Origin of the sequence: Streptomyces sp. NPDC051576 (genome assembly GCF_040681835.1) — a bacterium.
Lineage (GTDB): Bacteria > Actinomycetota > Actinomycetes > Streptomycetales > Streptomycetaceae > Streptomyces.
This window is the reverse complement of record NZ_JBFAZO010000010.1, coordinates 191142-208361: the sequence shown is the minus strand read 5'-3', so window position 1 is coordinate 208361 and position 17220 is coordinate 191142. Positions and strand designations below refer to the sequence as shown.

The 17220-nt window shown below is 70.2% G+C and carries 15 protein-coding genes; 8 read left to right on the top strand and 7 right to left on the bottom strand.

Annotated features, from left to right (window positions below; translation table 11 throughout):
* The first annotated feature begins 126 nt into the window (after positions 1 to 126).
* Positions 127 to 1248, top strand: coding sequence for a LacI family DNA-binding transcriptional regulator (locus tag AB0M63_RS30520; protein WP_366021693.1), 1122 nt, complete (start codon positions 127 to 129; stop codon positions 1246 to 1248).
* Entirely contained in the window at positions 1229 to 2140 is a 912-nt protein-coding gene (locus AB0M63_RS30515) for a carbohydrate kinase (protein ID WP_366021692.1), read from the top strand. Before AB0M63_RS30520 ends, AB0M63_RS30515 begins: the two co-directional genes overlap by 20 nt.
* Before the next feature lie 75 nt (positions 2141 to 2215).
* Here AB0M63_RS30515 and uvrA read toward each other — a convergent pair whose 3' ends face one another.
* Entirely contained in the window at positions 2216 to 5194 is a 2979-nt protein-coding gene (gene uvrA, locus AB0M63_RS30510) for an excinuclease ABC subunit UvrA (RefSeq protein ID WP_366021691.1), read from the bottom strand.
* A gap of 225 nt (positions 5195 to 5419) precedes the next feature.
* Between uvrA and AB0M63_RS30505 the strand changes: the two genes are divergently transcribed.
* The 5 genes from AB0M63_RS30505 (at position 5420) to AB0M63_RS30485 (ending at position 9663) form a co-directional block, all read left to right on the top strand.
* Positions 5420 to 6106: a maleylpyruvate isomerase family mycothiol-dependent enzyme gene (locus AB0M63_RS30505; protein ID WP_366021690.1), complete on the top strand. Its 687-nt coding sequence runs from the start codon at positions 5420 to 5422 to the stop codon at positions 6104 to 6106.
* Positions 6107 to 6116: 10 nt separating this feature from the next.
* Positions 6117 to 6773: an MBL fold metallo-hydrolase gene (locus AB0M63_RS30500; RefSeq protein ID WP_366021689.1), complete on the top strand. Its 657-nt coding sequence runs from the start codon at positions 6117 to 6119 to the stop codon at positions 6771 to 6773.
* Positions 6774 to 7097: 324 nt separating this feature from the next.
* Complete coding sequence (locus AB0M63_RS30495; protein ID WP_355913024.1) at positions 7098 to 7982, top strand: ABC transporter substrate-binding protein; 885 nt, start codon at positions 7098 to 7100, stop codon at positions 7980 to 7982.
* Complete coding sequence (locus AB0M63_RS30490) at positions 7979 to 8896, top strand: amino acid ABC transporter permease (protein WP_355913027.1); 918 nt, start codon at positions 7979 to 7981, stop codon at positions 8894 to 8896. The genes AB0M63_RS30495 and AB0M63_RS30490 overlap by 4 nt, the downstream gene beginning before the upstream one ends.
* Positions 8893 to 9663, top strand: coding sequence for an amino acid ABC transporter ATP-binding protein (locus AB0M63_RS30485; RefSeq protein ID WP_355913030.1), 771 nt, complete (start codon positions 8893 to 8895; stop codon positions 9661 to 9663). The genes AB0M63_RS30490 and AB0M63_RS30485 overlap by 4 nt, the downstream gene beginning before the upstream one ends.
* 39 nt (positions 9664 to 9702) lie before the next feature.
* Here AB0M63_RS30485 and aroQ read toward each other — a convergent pair whose 3' ends face one another.
* Positions 9703 to 10176, bottom strand: coding sequence for a type II 3-dehydroquinate dehydratase (aroQ, locus tag AB0M63_RS30480; RefSeq protein ID WP_355913033.1), 474 nt, complete (start codon positions 10174 to 10176; stop codon positions 9703 to 9705).
* A gap of 173 nt (positions 10177 to 10349) precedes the next feature.
* Here aroQ and AB0M63_RS30475 point away from each other — a divergent pair, with 173 nt between their 5' ends.
* Positions 10350 to 11621, top strand: coding sequence for an MFS transporter (locus AB0M63_RS30475; protein ID WP_355913036.1), 1272 nt, complete (start codon positions 10350 to 10352; stop codon positions 11619 to 11621).
* 5 nt (positions 11622 to 11626) lie between these two features.
* Here the strand turns inward: AB0M63_RS30475 and AB0M63_RS30470 are convergent, their stop codons facing one another.
* The 5 genes from AB0M63_RS30470 to AB0M63_RS30450 form a co-directional block, all read right to left on the bottom strand.
* A complete protein-coding gene (locus AB0M63_RS30470; RefSeq protein WP_366021688.1) occupies positions 11627 to 12730 on the bottom strand; it encodes an ionic transporter y4hA in 1104 nt (367 codons plus the stop codon).
* Between the two features lie 61 nt (positions 12731 to 12791).
* Positions 12792 to 13106, bottom strand: coding sequence for a hypothetical protein (locus tag AB0M63_RS30465; RefSeq protein WP_355913042.1), 315 nt, complete (start codon positions 13104 to 13106; stop codon positions 12792 to 12794).
* Positions 13107 to 13234: 128 nt separating this feature from the next.
* A complete protein-coding gene (locus AB0M63_RS30460; RefSeq protein ID WP_355913045.1) occupies positions 13235 to 14236 on the bottom strand; it encodes a TerC family protein in 1002 nt (333 codons plus the stop codon).
* A gap of 235 nt (positions 14237 to 14471) precedes the next feature.
* The gene (locus AB0M63_RS30455) at positions 14472 to 16475 is read right to left on the bottom strand and encodes a TerD family protein (RefSeq protein ID WP_366021687.1); all 2004 of its coding nucleotides are present in this window, start codon (positions 16473 to 16475) and stop codon (positions 14472 to 14474) included.
* A gap of 50 nt (positions 16476 to 16525) precedes the next feature.
* Positions 16526 to 17104: a TerD family protein gene (locus AB0M63_RS30450; protein ID WP_355913051.1), complete on the bottom strand. Its 579-nt coding sequence runs from the start codon at positions 17102 to 17104 to the stop codon at positions 16526 to 16528.
* Between the last annotated feature and the right edge of the window lie 116 nt (positions 17105 to 17220).

The window sequence follows — 17220 nt, the reverse complement described above, 5'->3', positions numbered from 1 at the left end:
TTGAGGTGGGTTCACCGGAGGGGCGCTCACCGTACGTAAACGCTTGCGCAAGCGTTTACGTGGGGCCGCGGATGGGATACGTTCCCGGCCGGAGGGCCCACCACGGCTCGGGGAGGGGTACCCGCGATGGCCACCATGGCAGACGTCGCACGGAGCGCCGGTGTGTCCGTCGCGACCGTCTCGCACGTCCTGAACGACACCCGTCCGGTGCTGCCCGCCACCCGCCAGGCCGTACTGACCGCGATCGAGGAACTGGGCTACACCCCCAACACCCTCGCCCGCTCCCTGGTGACGTCCCGCACCCGCTCCATCGGCCTCGCGGTGTCGGCGATCAGCAACCCGTACTTCACGGAGATCCTCCAGGGCGTCGAGGCCGGCGCCCTGGAGCACGGCTACAGCCTGCTCATCGCCGATCCGCACGACGACCCGGAACACGAGCGCAAGGTCGTCCAACTCCTGCACGAGCGCCGGGTGGACGGCATGATCGTCGCGCCGTCGGCGGATCCGGACGCCCTCGTCGCCTACCTCGGGCGGCACTCCGTGCCGACGGTGTTCCTCGACCGGGTGGTGGACGCGCCTGTGGGCGACGCATCGGGCGACGCGCTCCCCTTCGACCAGGTGTGCGCCGAGAACATCGAGCCGACGGCACGGCTCGTCACGCACCTCGCCGGACTGGGTCACCGCCGGATCGGCCTCGTGGCGGGGCTGCCCGGGCTCAGCACCACCCGCGAGCGGATCGCCGGATACCGGCACGGCCTGGCCGCCGCCGGACTCCCCCACGACGAACGGCTGTTGGCGCACGGCGACTCCGAGTCGGACGCCGCCGAGCGGGCCACCGCGACCCTGCTGTCCCTCGCCGCCCCACCCACCGCCCTGATCACCGCCAACAACGCGATGACCATCGGCGCCCTGCGCGCCCTGCGCGGGCGCGGCCTGTCCGTCCCGGGCGACCTCGCGCTGTGCTGCTTCGACGACTTCGCCTGGGCGGACCTGTTCGAGCCCCGGCTCACCGCGATCGCCCAGCCCAGCAGGGAGATGGGCGCCGAGGCCTTACGGCTCCTGCTGGACCGGCTCGCGGCGCCGGACCGGCCCGCCCAGCTCCTGCGGCTCCCCTGCGCCTTCGTCCACCGCACGTCCTGCGGCTGCCCCGAACGGCAAGAAAGCCCGAACAGCCCCAACAGCCTGATAAATCCCATGAGTTCCATCAGTCCAGGAAGGGAAACGTCTCGTGATCGTCGTCGCCGGTGAGGCCCTGATCGATCTGGTACCGCAGGGCCCGGGTGCCCTCGCGGCCCTCAAGCCGGCGCTCGGCGGCGGCCCCTACAACACGGCGATCGCCCTCGGTCGCCTCGGCTCCCCCACCGCCTTCTCCTCCCGGGTCTCCTACGACGCGTTCGGCGAGGCCCTCCTCGCCGGGCTGCGGCAGGCCGACGTGGACGTCCTGGACGTGCAGCGCGGCCCGGAACCGACCACGCTCGCGGTCGCCACCCTCGACGCGAACGGCTCGGCCACCTACTCCTTCTACGTCGACGGCACCGCAGACCGGCTCTTCTCGATGCCCGCGGCCCTGCCCGCCGAGACGGAGGCGGTGTCCTTCGGCACCTGCTCGCTCGTCCTGGAGCCGGGGGCGAGCGCCTACGAGGAGTTGATGCGGAGCGCGTCGGCGCGGGGCGTGTTCACCCTGCTCGACCCGAACATCCGGGCGGGCCTGATCCCGGACGCGGACGCCTACCGGGAGCGCTTCAGGAGCTGGCTGCCCTGCGTGTCACTCCTCAAGCTGTCGGAGGAGGACGCCCTGTGGCTGGGCGGCACCCCGCGCGAGTTGCTCGACGCCGGTCCCTCGGCGGTCGTGATCACCCAGGGCGGCGACGGGCTCGCCGCGTTCACCCGGGACGGCACGGTGTATCCCGTGCCGGGCGAAAAGGTCGACGTCGTGGACACGATCGGCGCCGGTGACACCGTCAACGCGGCACTACTGCACGGGCTGTCCACGCGGGGCGCGTTGTCGGCCGAGGGGATGGCCGGCCTGGGCCGTGAGGGCTGGGTCGAGCTGCTGCGGTTCGCGGCGCGGGCGGCGGCGATCACCTGTTCACGGGCGGGGGCGGAGCCGCCGTACGCCTCCGAACTGGGCGGTCTGTAACGGTCGTTGATACGGATACGGCGCCCCGCGAGGAGTTCCCGCGGGGCGCCGTATCCGTATGCTCCGCTGTTCCGGTCAGGCCTTGCGGGCTCGCGTCGTCTTCTTCGCGGGGACGGCCTTCTTGGCGGGTGCGGCGGTCTTCTTCGCGACCGCCGCGGTCTTCTTGGCGGCCGTCTTGCGCGGGGCCTTCACCGGAGCCCCGTCGCTGATCCGGTCTGCGTCGAGGATCTCGCGCAGGAACTTGCCGGTGTGGCTGGCCGGTACCGCGGCGACCTGCTCCGGTGTGCCCTCGGCGATGACCAGACCGCCGCCCGCGCCGCCCTCGGGGCCCATGTCGACGACCCAGTCGGCGACCTTGATCACGTCGAGGTTGTGCTCGATGACGATGACCGTGTTGCCCTTGTCGACCAGGCCGCCGAGCACGGTGAGGAGCTTGCTGATGTCCTCGAAGTGCAGGCCGGTGGTCGGCTCGTCCAGGACGTAGACCGTACGGCCGGTGGAGCGGCGCTGCAGCTCGCTGGCGAGCTTGACGCGCTGGGCCTCACCGCCGGACAGGGTGGTCGCGGACTGGCCGAGCCGGACGTAGCCGAGGCCGACGTCCTTGAGGGTGTTGAGGTGGCGGGCGATCCCGGGGACCGCCTCGAAGAACGAGGTGGCCTCCTCGATCGGCATGTTCAGGACGTCGGCGATGGACTTGCCCTTGTAGTGGACGTCCAGCGTCTCCCGGTTGTAACGGGCGCCGTGGCACACCTCGCACGGGACGTACACGTCCGGCAGGAAGTTCATCTCGATCTTGATGGTGCCGTCGCCCGCGCAGTTCTCGCAGCGGCCGCCCTTGACGTTGAAGGAGAAGCGGCCGGGCAGATAGCCCCGCACCTTCGCCTCGGTCGTCTCCGCGAACAGCTTGCGGACGTGGTCGAAGACTCCGGTGTACGTCGCCGGGTTGGACCGGGGGGTGCGGCCGATGGGCGACTGGTCGACGTGCACGACCTTGTCGACGAGATCGTCGCCGTCCACGCGCGTGTGCCGTCCCGGTACGTTCCTCGCGCCGTTCAGCTCGCGGGCCAGGTGTGTGTACAGGATGTCGTTGACCAGGGTCGATTTGCCGGAGCCGGAGACACCGGTGACCGCGGTGAACACGCCCAGGGGGAACGAGACGTCGATGTCCTGGAGGTTGTTCTCCCGGGCGCCGTGCACCGTGAGCTGCCGGGAGGGGTCGCGCGGGCGCCGGATGTCGGGCAGCGGGATGGCCTTCTTGCCGGACAGGTACTGACCGGTCATCGACTCGTCGTTGGCCAGCAGCTCCTTCAGGGAGCCGCTGTGCACGACCTTGCCGCCGTGCTCGCCCGCGCCGGGGCCGATGTCGACGATCCAGTCGGCGACCTTGATGGTGTCCTCGTCGTGCTCGACGACGATGAGCGTGTTGCCCATGTCGCGCAGCCGGACCAGGGTCTCGATCAGCCGGTGGTTGTCGCGCTGGTGCAGGCCGATGGACGGCTCGTCGAGGACGTAGAGGACGCCGACGAGTCCGGAGCCGATCTGGGTGGCCAGCCGGATGCGCTGGGCCTCGCCGCCGGAGAGGGTGCCGGCCGCGCGGTTCAGCGAGAGGTAGTCGAGGCCGACGTCGACCAGGAAGCGCAGCCTCTCGTTGCACTCCTTCAGCACCCGCTCGGCGATCTTCTTGTCGCGGGCGTCGAGCTTCATCCCGCCCAGGAACTCCGCGCAGTCGCTGATGGACATGCCCGAGATCTCGGCGATCGACTTGTCCATGATCGTGACCGCGAGGACGACGGGCTTCAGGCGTGTGCCGTGACAGGTGGGGCAGGGCACCTCGCGCATATAGCCCTCGAAGCGCTCCCTGCTGGCGTCGCTCTCCGCCTCGCCGTGCCGGCGCTTGACGAAGGAGACGGCGCCTTCGAAGGGCGTCGTGTAGACCCGCTCACGGCCGTACCTGTTGCGGTAGCGGACCTCGATCTGTGTCTTGTGGCCGTAGAGCAGGGCCTTCTTGGCGCGCTGCGGGAGGCCCGCGAAGGGGATGTCGGTGCGGAATCCCAGCGCGTCCGCGAGAGCGCCGATGAGACGCCCGAAGTAGTCCTTGGTGTGGCCGTGCGACCACGGGTGGACGGCGCCCTCGTCGAGGGACTTGTCCTCGTCCGGGACGATCAGCTCGGCGTCGACCTCCATGCGCGTGCCGATGCCGGAGCACTCGGGGCAGGCGCCGAAGGGTGAGTTGAAGGAGAAGGAGCGGGGCTCCAGCTCCTCGAAGGACAGGTCGTCGTACGGGCAGTACAGGTGCTCCGAGAACATGCGCTCGCGCTCGGGGTCGTCCTCGGGGAGGTCGACGAAGTCGAGCACGACCATGCCGCCGGACAGACCGAGGGCGGTCTCCACGGAGTCGGTGAGACGGCGCTTGGCGGAGTCCTTCACCGTGAGGCGGTCGATGACCACCTCGATGGTGTGCTTCTCCTGCTTCTTCAGGATGGGCGGCTCGGAGAGCTGGATGGTCTCGCCGTCCACACGCGCGCGGCTGTAGCCCTTGGTCTGGAGGTCCGCGAAGAGGTCGACGAACTCGCCCTTGCGCTCGCGCACCAGCGGCGACAGGACCTGGAAGCGGCTCCCCTCCGGGAGCGCCAGGACCTTGTCGACGACGGCCTGCGGCGACTGGCGCGTGATCGGGCGGCCGCACTCCGGGCAGTGCGGCTTGCCGATGCGCGCGAAGAGCAGGCGCAGATAGTCGTAGACCTCGGTGATGGTGCCGACCGTCGAGCGCGGGTTGCGCGAGGTCGACTTCTGGTCGATGGAGACGGCCGGGGAGAGACCCTCGATGAAGTCGACGTCCGGCTTGTCCATCTGGCCGAGGAACTGGCGGGCGTACGAGGAGAGCGATTCCACGTAGCGCCGCTGGCCCTCGGCGAAGATCGTGTCGAAGGCCAGGGAGGACTTGCCCGACCCGGACAGGCCCGTGAACACGATGAGCGAGTCGCGTGGAAGGTCGAGCGAGACATTCTTCAGATTGTGCTCGCGCGCGCCACGGACGATGAGACGGTCGGCCACGCCGGTCCGCACCTTTCTTGAGAGAAGTGACAGGGGCGGGGCCCCCGTCGTTCCCAGACTAGGGGGAGCCACTGACAACGCCGGTCGGAATCCCGGCCGAGGCATAACAACCTCCGGCCTTCCAGCATGCCCGACGCCGCACCCGACGATATAGCACGCGCATTCGATTTACGGCACCGCTTCACCACCTTCACCCAAAGGTGTGGCGGGACTAGGGTCAGCAGCATGATTGATCACGCTCATGACCTGGCCTCTGTACATGAAGCGACCGAGCGGGTGCTCACCGCAGCCGCCGCGCTGGACAACGCCTCGGCCGCCGAGCCGTCACGGCTCCCCGGCTGGAGCCGCAACCATCTCCTCGCCCACCTCGCCCGCAACGCGGACGCCCTTGTGAACGTCCTGGAGGGGCGCCCCATGTACGCCTCGGCGGGCACCCGGGACGCGGACATCGAGCGCGACGCCCCGCGTCCCCTCGACGTCCAGCTCGCCGACGTGCGCGACAGCGCGGCCCGCTTCCAGGCGACGGGCGCCGCCCCCGCGGACTGGTCGCGCCGGGTGGAGCTGCGCAACGGGGTCGTCGACACCGCGTCACGGGTGCCGTTCCGGCGCTGGGTCGAGGTCGAGCTGCATCACGTGGACCTGGGGATCGGGTACGAGCTGGAGGACCTGCCGGAGGAGTTCACCCGGCGGGAGACCGACTTCCTGGCGGAGCGCTTCACCGGTCACCCCGACGTACCGTCGACCCACCTCACCGACGGCACGCACGCGTGGACCACGGGCCGCCCCGCCGAGAAACCCGAACTCACCGTCACCGGAAGCCCCACCGACCTCCTCGGCTGGCTCTGCGGACGCCGTGACGGGGGCGGTCTGACGGTCGACGGGGGCCCCTTGCCGACGCTTCCCCCGCTATAGGCTGACCACCATGACGTACAGCGGAGCGGTGACTGTCGGTGGTCCGGCGGACGTGCACGAGCTGCCGGACCTGATGATCACCAAGATCGCGGTCGGGCCCATGAACAACAACGCCTATCTGCTGCGCTGCCGGGCCACGGACGAGCAGTTGCTGATCGACGCGGCGAACGACGCGGAGACCCTGCTCGGCACGATCGGTGACGACGGCATCGCGGCCGTGGTGACCACCCATCAGCACGGCGACCACTGGCAGGCGCTCGCCGGCGTCGTGGCGGCCACGCGCGCGCGTACGTACGCGGGGCGGGAGGACGCCGACGGCATCCCCGTGGCGACCGACGTCCTGGTCGACGACGGCGACACGATCCGGGTGGGCCAGGTGGAGCTGACCGCGCGTCACCTCGTGGGTCACACCCCGGGCTCGATCGCCCTCGTCTACGACGACCCGCACGGGCACCCTCATGTGTTCACCGGGGACTGCCTGTTCCCCGGCGGCGTGGGCAACACCTGGAAGGACCCGAAGGCGTTCGCCAGTCTGATCCACGACGTCGAGACGAAGATCTTCGACGTCCTCCCGGACGAGACCTGGGTGTACCCGGGACACGGCAACGACACCACCCTCGGCGCCGAGCGCCCGCACCTGCCGGAGTGGCACGCGCGCGGGTGGTGAGATTCCGCCGGAACAGTGCGCGCACGGCGTGAACCGCGTCGTGCGCGCCCCGTGTGAACGCTTCGCACACGCCGGTGTCCCGCGCGCGCTCCCCGCGCACCTGGTTGCGCGGTCAACTGGAAGCAGCCCCGCACAGGATGACGGCTCCTGCGCGGATGGGCCGCCGGTCCGACTTTCCCCGCCCTCGACCGGCGGCCCCGGCGAACGCCGTGGAATCACCACCGCACAGGCGCTGTTCACAAGAGCGCAACACCGGTTCCCACTATGCGGACAATCACGGCTGTGACCTGGACAATCACGACGTCCGACTGTCACTCTCCCGCCATGCACCTTGCCCCTCGCGTACCGCGTCGCGCGATAGCCGCCGTCACCATAGCCCTGCTCTCCACCGCTGTCGGCTGTGCTCCGCAACCGGACGACAAGGCCTCGGACCAGGCCTCCACATCGACCGGAACCACCTGCGCCAAGGGCAAGTTGGCCACCCAGACCTCCGGCAAGCTGACGATCGCTACGGACCAGCCGGCGTACGAGCCCTGGTTCGAGGACGACAAGCCCACCAACGGCAAGGGCTTCGAGTCGGCGGTCGCGTACGCCGTGGCCAAGCAGCTCGGCTACGACAAGAGCGCCGTCGTCTGGCAGAGCGTCCCCTTCAACAAGGCCTTCGCGCCCGGTGTGAAGACCTTCGACTTCGACATCAACCAGGTGTCGATCAGTACCGAGCGCAAGAAGGCCGTCGACTTCTCGTCCGGCTACTACGACGTGCGGCAGGCCGTCATCGCGCTCAAGGGCAGCAAGGCCGCCAAGGCGACGAGCATCGCGGACCTGAAGGGCCTCAAGCTGGGCGCCCAGGTGGGCACCACGAGCCTCAACTACATCAGCGACGTGGTGAAGCCGACGCAGGACGAGGCCGCGTTCTCCAAGAACGACCAGGCCGTGTCCGCGCTCAAGAACGGCCAGGTCGACGCGATCGTCGTCGACCTGCCGACCGCCTTCTACGTCACTTCCGCCGAGGTGACCAACGCCAAGATCGTCGGCCAGTTCGAGAACCAGGGCGGCACGCCCGAGCAGTTCGGGCTCGTCCTCGACAAGGGCAGCGACCTCACCTCGTGCGTGACCTCGGCCGTGGACGCCCTCCGCAAGGACGGCACCCTGGCCGCGCTGGAGAAGCAGTGGCTGTCCGACGCCGTCGACGCCCCGGTCCTCAAGTGACCGTGGTGAAGGACGAGTCGGGCCGGGAGGGCGCGGACGACAAGGGCGACATGCCCGGCAGGGACGACGCCTACGTCCCCTCGCAGCGGCGTCTGGACCGCGAGCGTCACCGGCGCCTGCGTGCCCGTCGCGCGACCGCCATCGCCGCTGCGTCGACCCTCGTCACCGCCGTCGTCCTGTACCTGGTCGTGGTCAGCGCACCTGGCTGGGAGCGCACCAAGGAGACGTTCTTCGACGGGCAGTACGCGCGCGAGGCGTTCCCCAAGGTCCTCGAAGGGCTGTGGCTCAACGTCCGGCTGCTGCTGATCTGCGGCGTGCTGGTGCTCGTGCTCGGCATGCTGATCGCCATCGCGCGCACCCTGCGCGGACCGGTGTTCTTCCCGCTGCGGGTGCTGGCGGCGGCGTACACGGACTTCTTCCGCGGGCTGCCGCTCATCATCAACCTGATGATCGTGGTCTTCGGAGTGCCCGCACTGCGCCTCCAGGGCGTGACCGTCGACCCCGTGCTGCTCGGCGGCGCGGCGCTGACGCTCACGTACTCGGCCTACGTCGCCGAGGTGTTCCGCGCCGGCATCGAGTCCGTGCACCCCTCGCAGCGCGCGGCGGCCCGTTCGCTCGGCCTGACCAACCGGCAGGCGCTGCGGCACGTGGTGCTCCCTCAGGCCGTACGCCGGCAGGTGCCGCCCTTGTTGAACGATCTGGTGTCCCTCCAGAAGGACACCGGCCTTGTCTCGATCGGCGGCGCGATCGACGCCGTACGGGCGTCCGACATCATCGCCCAGCGCGCCCTGAACTACACCCCGTACATCGTCGCGGGGCTCGTCTTCGTGGCGCTGACCATCCCGATGACCCGCTTCACGGACTGGGTGACGGCCAGGATGGACCGGCAGCGCGCCCAGGGAGGCACGACATGAGCACCGCCGACATCCCCGCCACCTCTCCTGTGCTGCGCATGGAGTCCGTCCGCAAGACCTTCGGTACGTCCGTCGTCCTGCGGGACGTCGACCTGGAGGTCCCTCAGCACACGGTGACGGCGCTGATCGGCGCCTCCGGCTCCGGCAAGTCCACGCTGCTGCGGTGCGCCAACCTCCTGGAGGACATCGACGACGGCGCGATCTGGCTGGACGGCGAGGAGATCACCGACCCGCGCGTCGACCAGGACGCGATACGGCGCCGTATCGGCGTGGTCTTCCAGGCCTACAACCTGTTTCCGCACATGACGGTCCTGGAGAACATCACCCTCGCCCCGCGCCGGGTGCACGGCGTCTCCCGCGCGGAGGCCGAGGCACACGCGCGTGAGCTGCTGGAGCGGCTCGGGCTCGGGGACAAGGCGGGCGCGTATCCGGACCGGCTGAGTGGCGGGCAGCAGCAGCGGGTCGCGATCGTGCGCGCGCTGGCAGTCCGCCCCCGGCTGCTGCTCTTCGACGAGATCACCGCCGCGCTCGACCCCGAGCTGGTCGGTGAAGTACTCGCCGTGGTCCGGGACTTGAAGGACGAGGGCATGACCATGGTGCTGGCCACGCACGAGATGGGCTTCGCCCGGGACGTCGCCGACCAGGTCTGTTTCCTGGACGGCGGGGTCGTCCTGGAGCGCGGCACCGCCCGGCAGATCTTCGGCGACCCGCAGCAGGAGCGCACGCAACGCTTCCTGCGACGGATCGTGGAGGCGGGCCGCCTGTAACCGGCCGTCTGTAAGTGGCGTACGCCTGGAGGCCGGTGCTTACGCGTCGGCCTTCCCCGCCCCCGCCAGCGCGGCGACCCGCTCCACGCCGAACACGTACCCCTGCACACCGCACCCCGCGATCACGCCGTCGGCGCGCAGCGACACGTACGAGTGGTGCCGGAACGTCTCGCGCTGATGGATGTTGGAGATGTGGACCTCCACCACCGGCAGCCCGTCACAAGTGTTGAGGGCATCCAGGATCGCGACGGAGGTGTGCGAGTAGGCGGCCGGATTGATCACGATGCCGCAGTGGTTCGAGCGTGCCTCGTGGATCCAGTCGACCAGCTCGCCCTCGTGGTTGGACTGCCGGAAGTCCACCGTGCCGCCGTGCGCGGCCGCGGCCTTGACGCACAGGGCCTCGACGTCGGCGAGTGTGTCGGAGCCGTAGATCTCCGGCTGGCGCTGTCCCAGGAGGTTCAGGTTGGGGCCGTTGAGGATCATGATCGGGGCGTTGGCCAGGGTGCGGGGCACGGTTCCTCCGGTCCGTTCGGACATGTCGTTCGAGGTGGGACCGTCGGTCGACGGCCGCTGCTCGGCTCCGGTCTATCACGCCGTCTCCGCACCACCGCGCGCCCCCGTAACCGTTGCTCACCGTGGGTAGTTGACGCGGCATGCACGATGCACGCACCGTAAGCACACCGTCCATGCTCCGCCTCGCGACCGCCTCGCTCGCCGGGACAGCGATCGAGTTCTACGACTTCTTCGTCTACGGCACGGCGGCGGCCCTGGTCCTCGGCCCGCTGTTCTTCCCGACGTTCTCGCCGGTGGCGGGGACGCTCGCCGCCTTCGGGACCTTCGGCGTGGGCTTCGTGGCGCGGCCGTTGGGCTCGGTGCTGTTCGGGCACTTCGGGGACCGGCGCGGGCGGCGGCCGGTCCTCGTCGCCTCACTGCTGCTGACCGGCGCCTCGACCGTCGCGGTCGGCTGCGTCCCGTCGTACGGCTCGATCGGTGTGGCCGCTCCCCTGCTCCTCCTGCTGCTGCGCTTTCTGCAGGGGCTCGGGCTCGGCGGGGAGTGGGGCGGGGCGGTGCTCCTGACCGCCGAGCACGCGCCCGCCGGGCGACGCGGACTGTGGTCGAGCTTTCCGCAGATCGGGCCCGCGGTGGGGTTCCTGCTGGCCAACGGTGTGATGCTGGCGCTGTCGGCGACCCTGACCGACGCGCAGTTCGCCCAGTGGGGGTGGCGGGTGCCGTTCTGGGTCGCCGGGGTGCTGGCCCTGGCGGGGCTGTGGCTGCGCTCGTCGCTCGCCGAGAGCCCCCGGTTCCTCGAAATCGACGACCACGCGCGTGTGCCCCTCGCCGAAGTCGTCCGCGAGCACTGGCGGCTGGTGCTGCTGACCGCCGGAGCGCTGTCGGCGGGATACGCCATCTTCTACGCGGTGACGACCTGGTCCCTCGCCTACGGAACCGAGCGGCTCGGCGTCGGCCGTACCGACATGCTGATCTGCATCATGGCGGCCGTGGTGGTGAAGGGTTCGCTCACCCCGGTGGTGGCGCTGCTGAGCGACCGCTACGGGCGGCGGCCACTGTGCATGCTGGGGTGCACGGCCGCCGCGCTGTGGATGGTCCCGATGGTCGCGCTGCTCGCGACGGGCGAACCGCTGCTGATGTTCCTCGGATTCCTCGGGGCGCTGCTCGCGTTCGTGACGATGTTCGCCGTGGTGGGCGCGTATCTGCCGGAACTGTACGCGCCGCGGGTGCGCTGCACGGGCGCCGCCGTCGGCTACAACCTCGGCGGGGTCCTCGGCGGCGCGCTCACCCCGATCGTGGCGACCGCGCTCGCCGAGCACGGCGGACGGGTTCCCTGGGGTGTGGGCGTCTATCTGATGGGGGTCTCGCTGTGCAGCCTGGGCTGCTTCGCGCTGCTGCCCGAGACGCGGCCGGTGCGGGTGGCGGTCCCCGAGCCGGTCGCCGGGTGACTCCGCTACGGGTTGATCGCAAGCTCCAAGTACGCCGCGAAGAGCACCAGATGGACCCCGCCCTGGAGCGGTGTCGCCCGTCCCGGCACCACCGTCAGCGAGCTGACCACCACGGTCAGGGCGAGCAGCACCATGTGGGTGGAGCCGAGGCCCAGGACGAGCGGCCCGGAGAGCCAGATGGACGCCAGGGCGACCGCGGGGATGGTGAGGCCGATGCTGGCCATGGCCGAGCCGAGCGCGAGGTTGAGGCTGGTCTGCACCCGGTCGCGGCGGGCGGAGCGCAGGGCGGCGATGGTCTCGGGGAGCAGGACGAGCAGCGCGATGATCACACCGACGACGGCATGGTGCAGCCCGGCGGCCTCGACGCCGGACTCGATGGTCGGCGACACCCCCTTGGCCAGCCCGACCACGCCGATCAGGGCGAGGCCGAGCAGACCCAGGCTGATGAGCGCCGTGCGGGCGGACGGCACGTCCGCGTGGTGGTCCTTGGTGATCGCCTCGCCCTGCCGGGAGACCGGCAGGAAGTAGTCGCGGTGCCGCACGGTCTGGGTGGCCACGAAGAGGCCGTACAGGGCGAGTGAGGACAGTGCGGCGAAGGTGAGTTGCGCGCCGGAGAACTCCGGGCCGGGCTTGCTGGTGGTGAAGGTCGGCAGGACCAGGCTGAGGGTGGCCAGGGTCGCCACAGTGGCGAGGGCGGCGCCGGTGCCCTCGGGGTTGAAGACCGCTGTGCCGTGGCGCAGCGAGGCGACGAGGAGGGACAGGCCGACGATGCCGTTGCAGGTGATCATGACGGCGGCGAAGACGGTGTCCCTGGCGAGCGTCGAGCTCTTGTCGCCACCGTCGGCCATCAGGGTGACGATCAGGGCGACCTCGATGATCGTGACGGCGACGGCGAGGACCAGGGAGCCGAAGGGTTCTCCGACGCGGTGGGCGATCACCTCCGCGTGGTGCACCGCGGCCAGCACGGCGCCGGCGAGGACCATGGTCACCAGGGCGACGACCACGCCGGGCAGATCCTTCCGCCCCCAGGTGAAGATCAGCAGGATCGCCGCGATCACCGGTACGAGGGTCGTCCACCGGGTGGTGAGCGACCTGAGCCGAGTGATCATGAAGCGATCCTCGCAGAGGCGTACGGGCCCCGCATTCCGGCGCCGCGGAGCCCGTCGCGCGCTACTTGAACTCGGTCATGTCCAGTACGTCGCAGTCGGTGAAGGACGGCGGCCTGGTGCACAACGCGGCCATCTGCTCGGCCATTTTGGTGGTCTCGGGGTCCTGGCTGTTGCGCATGGCGTCCTCGTACGAGTCGAACTCGATCACGACGAGGACATGACCCGGATTGCTCCGGTCCCGCAGGACGAGCCGGTGGGTCGGCCCGCCGGTCCGGCCGGTCATGCGCTTGTCCGCCTCGTCCGCCACCGCTCGCATCTCGTCGAAGCGATCGGTCTCGAAGTCGACGATCTGCACGAACTTCTTCGATACGTCCATGGATGCCTCCAGCCGGCCTCGGCGCTCCCCGGCCGGGCGCGCCCGGTATCCAACGAAGCACCGGGAGCGGTGGTCGGCAATTCATCGTGCGGTGCTCCCGGTGTTCGTTGTTCCTACGTCCGGCGTGGTCAGGCGTCGATGCTGTCCTTCGGAGCGCCTTCGGTCCCCGTCCGCGCCGCCTCGGCCGCCGCCTGCTTCTTGTTGGCCATCAGGCTGGTGATCGTGGTGACGATCAGGACCCCGCAGATCACGCCCAGCGAGACCGGGATGGAGATCTCCGGGACATGGACCCCGGACTCGTGCAGTGCGTGCAACACGAGCTTGACGCCGATGAAGCCGAGGATGACCGAGAGGCCGTAGCTGAGGTGGACCAGCTTCTTCAGCAGGCCGCCGATGAGGAAGTAGAGCTGGCGCAGGCCCATCAGGGCGAAGGCGTTGGCCGTGAACACGATGTACGGATCCTGGGTGAGGCCGAAGATCGCGGGGATGGAGTCGAGGGCGAACAGGACGTCCGTCGTACCGATGGCGAGCATCACGACGAGCATCGGGGTCATGACCCGCTTGCCGTTCTCCCGGATCCACAGCTTGGTGCCGTGGTACCGGTCGGCCACGCCGAAGCGGCGCTCGGCGGCCTTGAGGAGTTTGTTCTCCTCGAACTCCTCGTCCTCCTCGTCGGCCCGGGCCTCCTGGATGAGCTTCCAGGCGGTCCAGATGAGGAAGGCGCCGAAGATGTAGAAGACCCACGCGAAGTTGGCGAGGACGGCCGCGCCCGCCGCGATGAAGATGGCCCGCAGGACCAGGGCTATGAGGACGCCGACGAGCAGCACCCGCTGTTGGTACTGCGAGGGCACGGCGAACTTCGCCATGATCAGGACGAAGACGAAGAGGTTGTCGACGCTCAGGGACTTCTCGGTGATGAAGCCGGCGAAGAACTCGCCGCCGGCCTGGCCGCCGCCGAAGACGAGCAGGCCGAGTCCGAAGAGTCCGGCCAGGGCGATCCAGACGATCGTCCAGATTCCGGCTTCCTTGATCGACACGTCATGCGGCTTGCGGCCGATGAAGAAGTCGACGGCGATGAGGGCGGCCAGCCCCACGATGGTCAGGACCCACAGGGTCACGGAAACATCCACTACTGCTCCTCCGGCGGTATTAACGGCAAATGGTCAGCGTCGTCGCTACCGGAGGTCTCTTCCACCTTGGACGGGCGCCCAGGGCCGACGCCCCGGGATCTGGCCTGATCCGTATTGACGGGTACGCCGCAGCAGATAGGGAGTACTCCCCTCCGTACGGAAAAGCCTACCTCAATCACCAAGGAAAGGTAAAGAGATGGGCAAAAGAAAGGCAAAAGCCCAGGTGGGGAGGGCTTTACCGATACCTGGTGCGAGCGGTCGCGACCTCGGTCAGCACCTGCCGCAGCACCTGGCTGCCGGGTGGCACGAGCGAGGGCTCGTAGGTCCAGGCGTGTCCGACCCAGGGGTCGGCGAGGTGGTCGTCGGGCAGCGGGGTGAGTCGCATCAGCGAACGCCACAGCGGGTCGAGCAACGGGCCGTAGCCCGCGGCGTCCTCACGGTCCGCGACCATCATCAGATGGACGCCGACGGCCGGGCCCTCGTCCGCGAGATAGCGGAGCTGGGTCACGGCCCGGTCGTCGAACCCGTGCGGGAAGTCGTTGACGATCAGCAGTTGCTCGGCGGTGTCGAGGCCGGGCGGCAGTGAGTCGGCGGCTCCGCCGCGCACCGCCATCTGCACCAGGTCCACCCGCTGGGTGAGCCGGGCCAGCACATCCGCCACACCGGCGGCTCCCATGGCGGGCGGCGCCGCGAGCACCCCCGTGTGCACCAGCGGGACCAGTGCCTGCGCCGCCGAACCCGCCGGGTCGATGACGTGCACGGTGAACTCACCCACCGGATAGACGGCGAGCAGCCGGGCCGCGTGCGCCACGGCCGTGTCCAGCGCGAGGCGCCGCAGCTCATGGGAGTCGGCGAACGAGCCGTCGAGGGACTCCCCGCCACCGCTGTCGATCCACAGGCCGCGCTCCAACGGCAGCCGGACCAGCATCGGGATGCGCAGCTCGGGGCTCTCCGGGAGATGGAGGTCGCCGAGGCGCAGGGCCATCGGGATCTCCATCGGGACGCGGTAGCCGTGCCAGACGGGGTTGTCCCAGCCGGCGAACGCCGGTGGGAGCGCGGGCTCCACCACCTCGGACTCGGCGGCGAGCTGGGCGAGGTCCCGGTCGAGGGCCGCCCGTGCCTGGTCGACGAGTTGGGCGTGCTTGGCCTGGGCCGCCTCGCGGGCCGCGTCACCCTGGCCGCCGATCCGGCTGCGCGGGTCGGACAGCGCCTGGTCGAGCTCCTTCTCCATGCGCGAGTCGGCGAAGTCGACCGCGCTGCGGTACGCGGCCATGGTGCGGGCCAGGTCCTCGAACATGCCCCACACCTGGTTGTAGAGCCGCTCCTCCATCGACCACCCGGTGGCGTCACCGGCGACGGGCCGCGCGGGCTCTCCGGGCGGAGCCGGGGGCGCGGTCGGCGGCGGCGACGGAGGCGCCCCGCTCTGCCGGCGGGGGTGGCTGTAGTCGATCGGACCGGCGGTGGCAGGAGCGGTGGGCTGGGTGGCGGCGGGGTCCGCGGGCGCGGCGGAACCGGGATATCCGGACTGCGGCTGCGCTCCGTACGGAGATGTCGGCTGCGGCGCTACGGCGCCGGCGGCGCCCTGTGTCGTAGGGCCGCTCGCGTCGGGCCCGAGGGCCGGTGTGGCCGTCTGACGGGTGCGGTCGCCGTCCGGGGTGCGCGGTGGGGGTGCCGCCACGGAGCGGGCCAGGCCCTGGGCCACCGCTTCGTTGATACGGCCCGCGAGGTGCGGGGCCTGGGGCAGGCCCTGGTCGGTGAGGAGTTCGGCGAGACCGCCCGCGTAGCCCTGGCCCACGGCGCGCACTTTCCAGGCGCCCTGCCTGCGGTACAACTCCAGTGCCACGACCGCCGATTCGGCGTCGAGGCCGGTGATCGTGTAGCTGGCGATCTCGCTGCCGTCGAGGCCGGTGACCGCCACGAAGGGCGCGGCCACGGCGCCGAAGCGGGCGGGGCCGTCGGCGCCGAGGGGCAGGGCGAGCAGCACGCTGACGCGGTGCACGGCCTCGGGCATGGCGTCCAGGTCCACGGCGAGGCGGTGGTCGGCGGCGGCCTGCTTGGAGACCTCCAGGCCGGGCAGGGTGGGCGTGCCCGGGTGGGCCACCCACTCGACGCCGTGGATCCTGCCCTGCTCGTCGCCGAGTGCGGCGGCGGCCACGACCGGCCGGCCGGCCGCGACCCGGATCTCCAGACGCACCTGGGAGAGCGGGTGGTTCTGCCCTCGCACCAGCTCGGCCGCCATCGCTCTCGTCCCCCTGCTCAGCCGTGTCGTGTCGTGTGCGCCGGGCTGCCCTAGAGGTGCGGCAGGATCGCCGGCATCAGGTCCTGGAAGGTGCGGCCGTTGGTCGGAGTACCGAGGGCCGTCAGCGTCCAGCCGGGGCCGGAGCGGTGCACCTTCGCCATGATCTGGGCCGTGTACTGGCCGCCGCCCGCCAGCGTGTAACGGGCCAGCTCCTGGCCGTTGGTCTCGTCGACCAGGCGGCAGAACGCGTTCTGCACTTCCTGGAAGGTCTGGCCCGTGAAGGAGTTCACGGTGAAGACGATCTGGTCGATGTGGACCGGCACGCGCGCGAGGTCGACGAGGATGGCCTCGTCGTCCCCGCCCTGGCCGACACCGCCGACGAGGTTGTCGCCGGTGTGGCGCACCGAGCCGTCGTCACTCACCAGGTGGCGGAAGAACACCACGTCGACCGGCTGCTTGTCGGCGAACAGCACGGCGGACGCGTCGAGGTCGATCTCCCGGGTGCGCGAGCCGAACAGTCCGCGCCGGGGAGCCGCCTGCCAACCGAGACCCATGCGCACCGCGGTCAGGCTGGCCCCGTCGTTCTTCTGCAGACTGATGGCCTGACCCTTGGTCATGTTGACGGTCACGGCTGTTCCCCTCTCGGACTGTCCCCTGTTGCCGCGGAATCCGCGGATGTCCAGAACCCTACGCAGCGGCACTGACAGTGCCGAACCCCGCATCGGACTTTGTGTCGGTCTTGCAA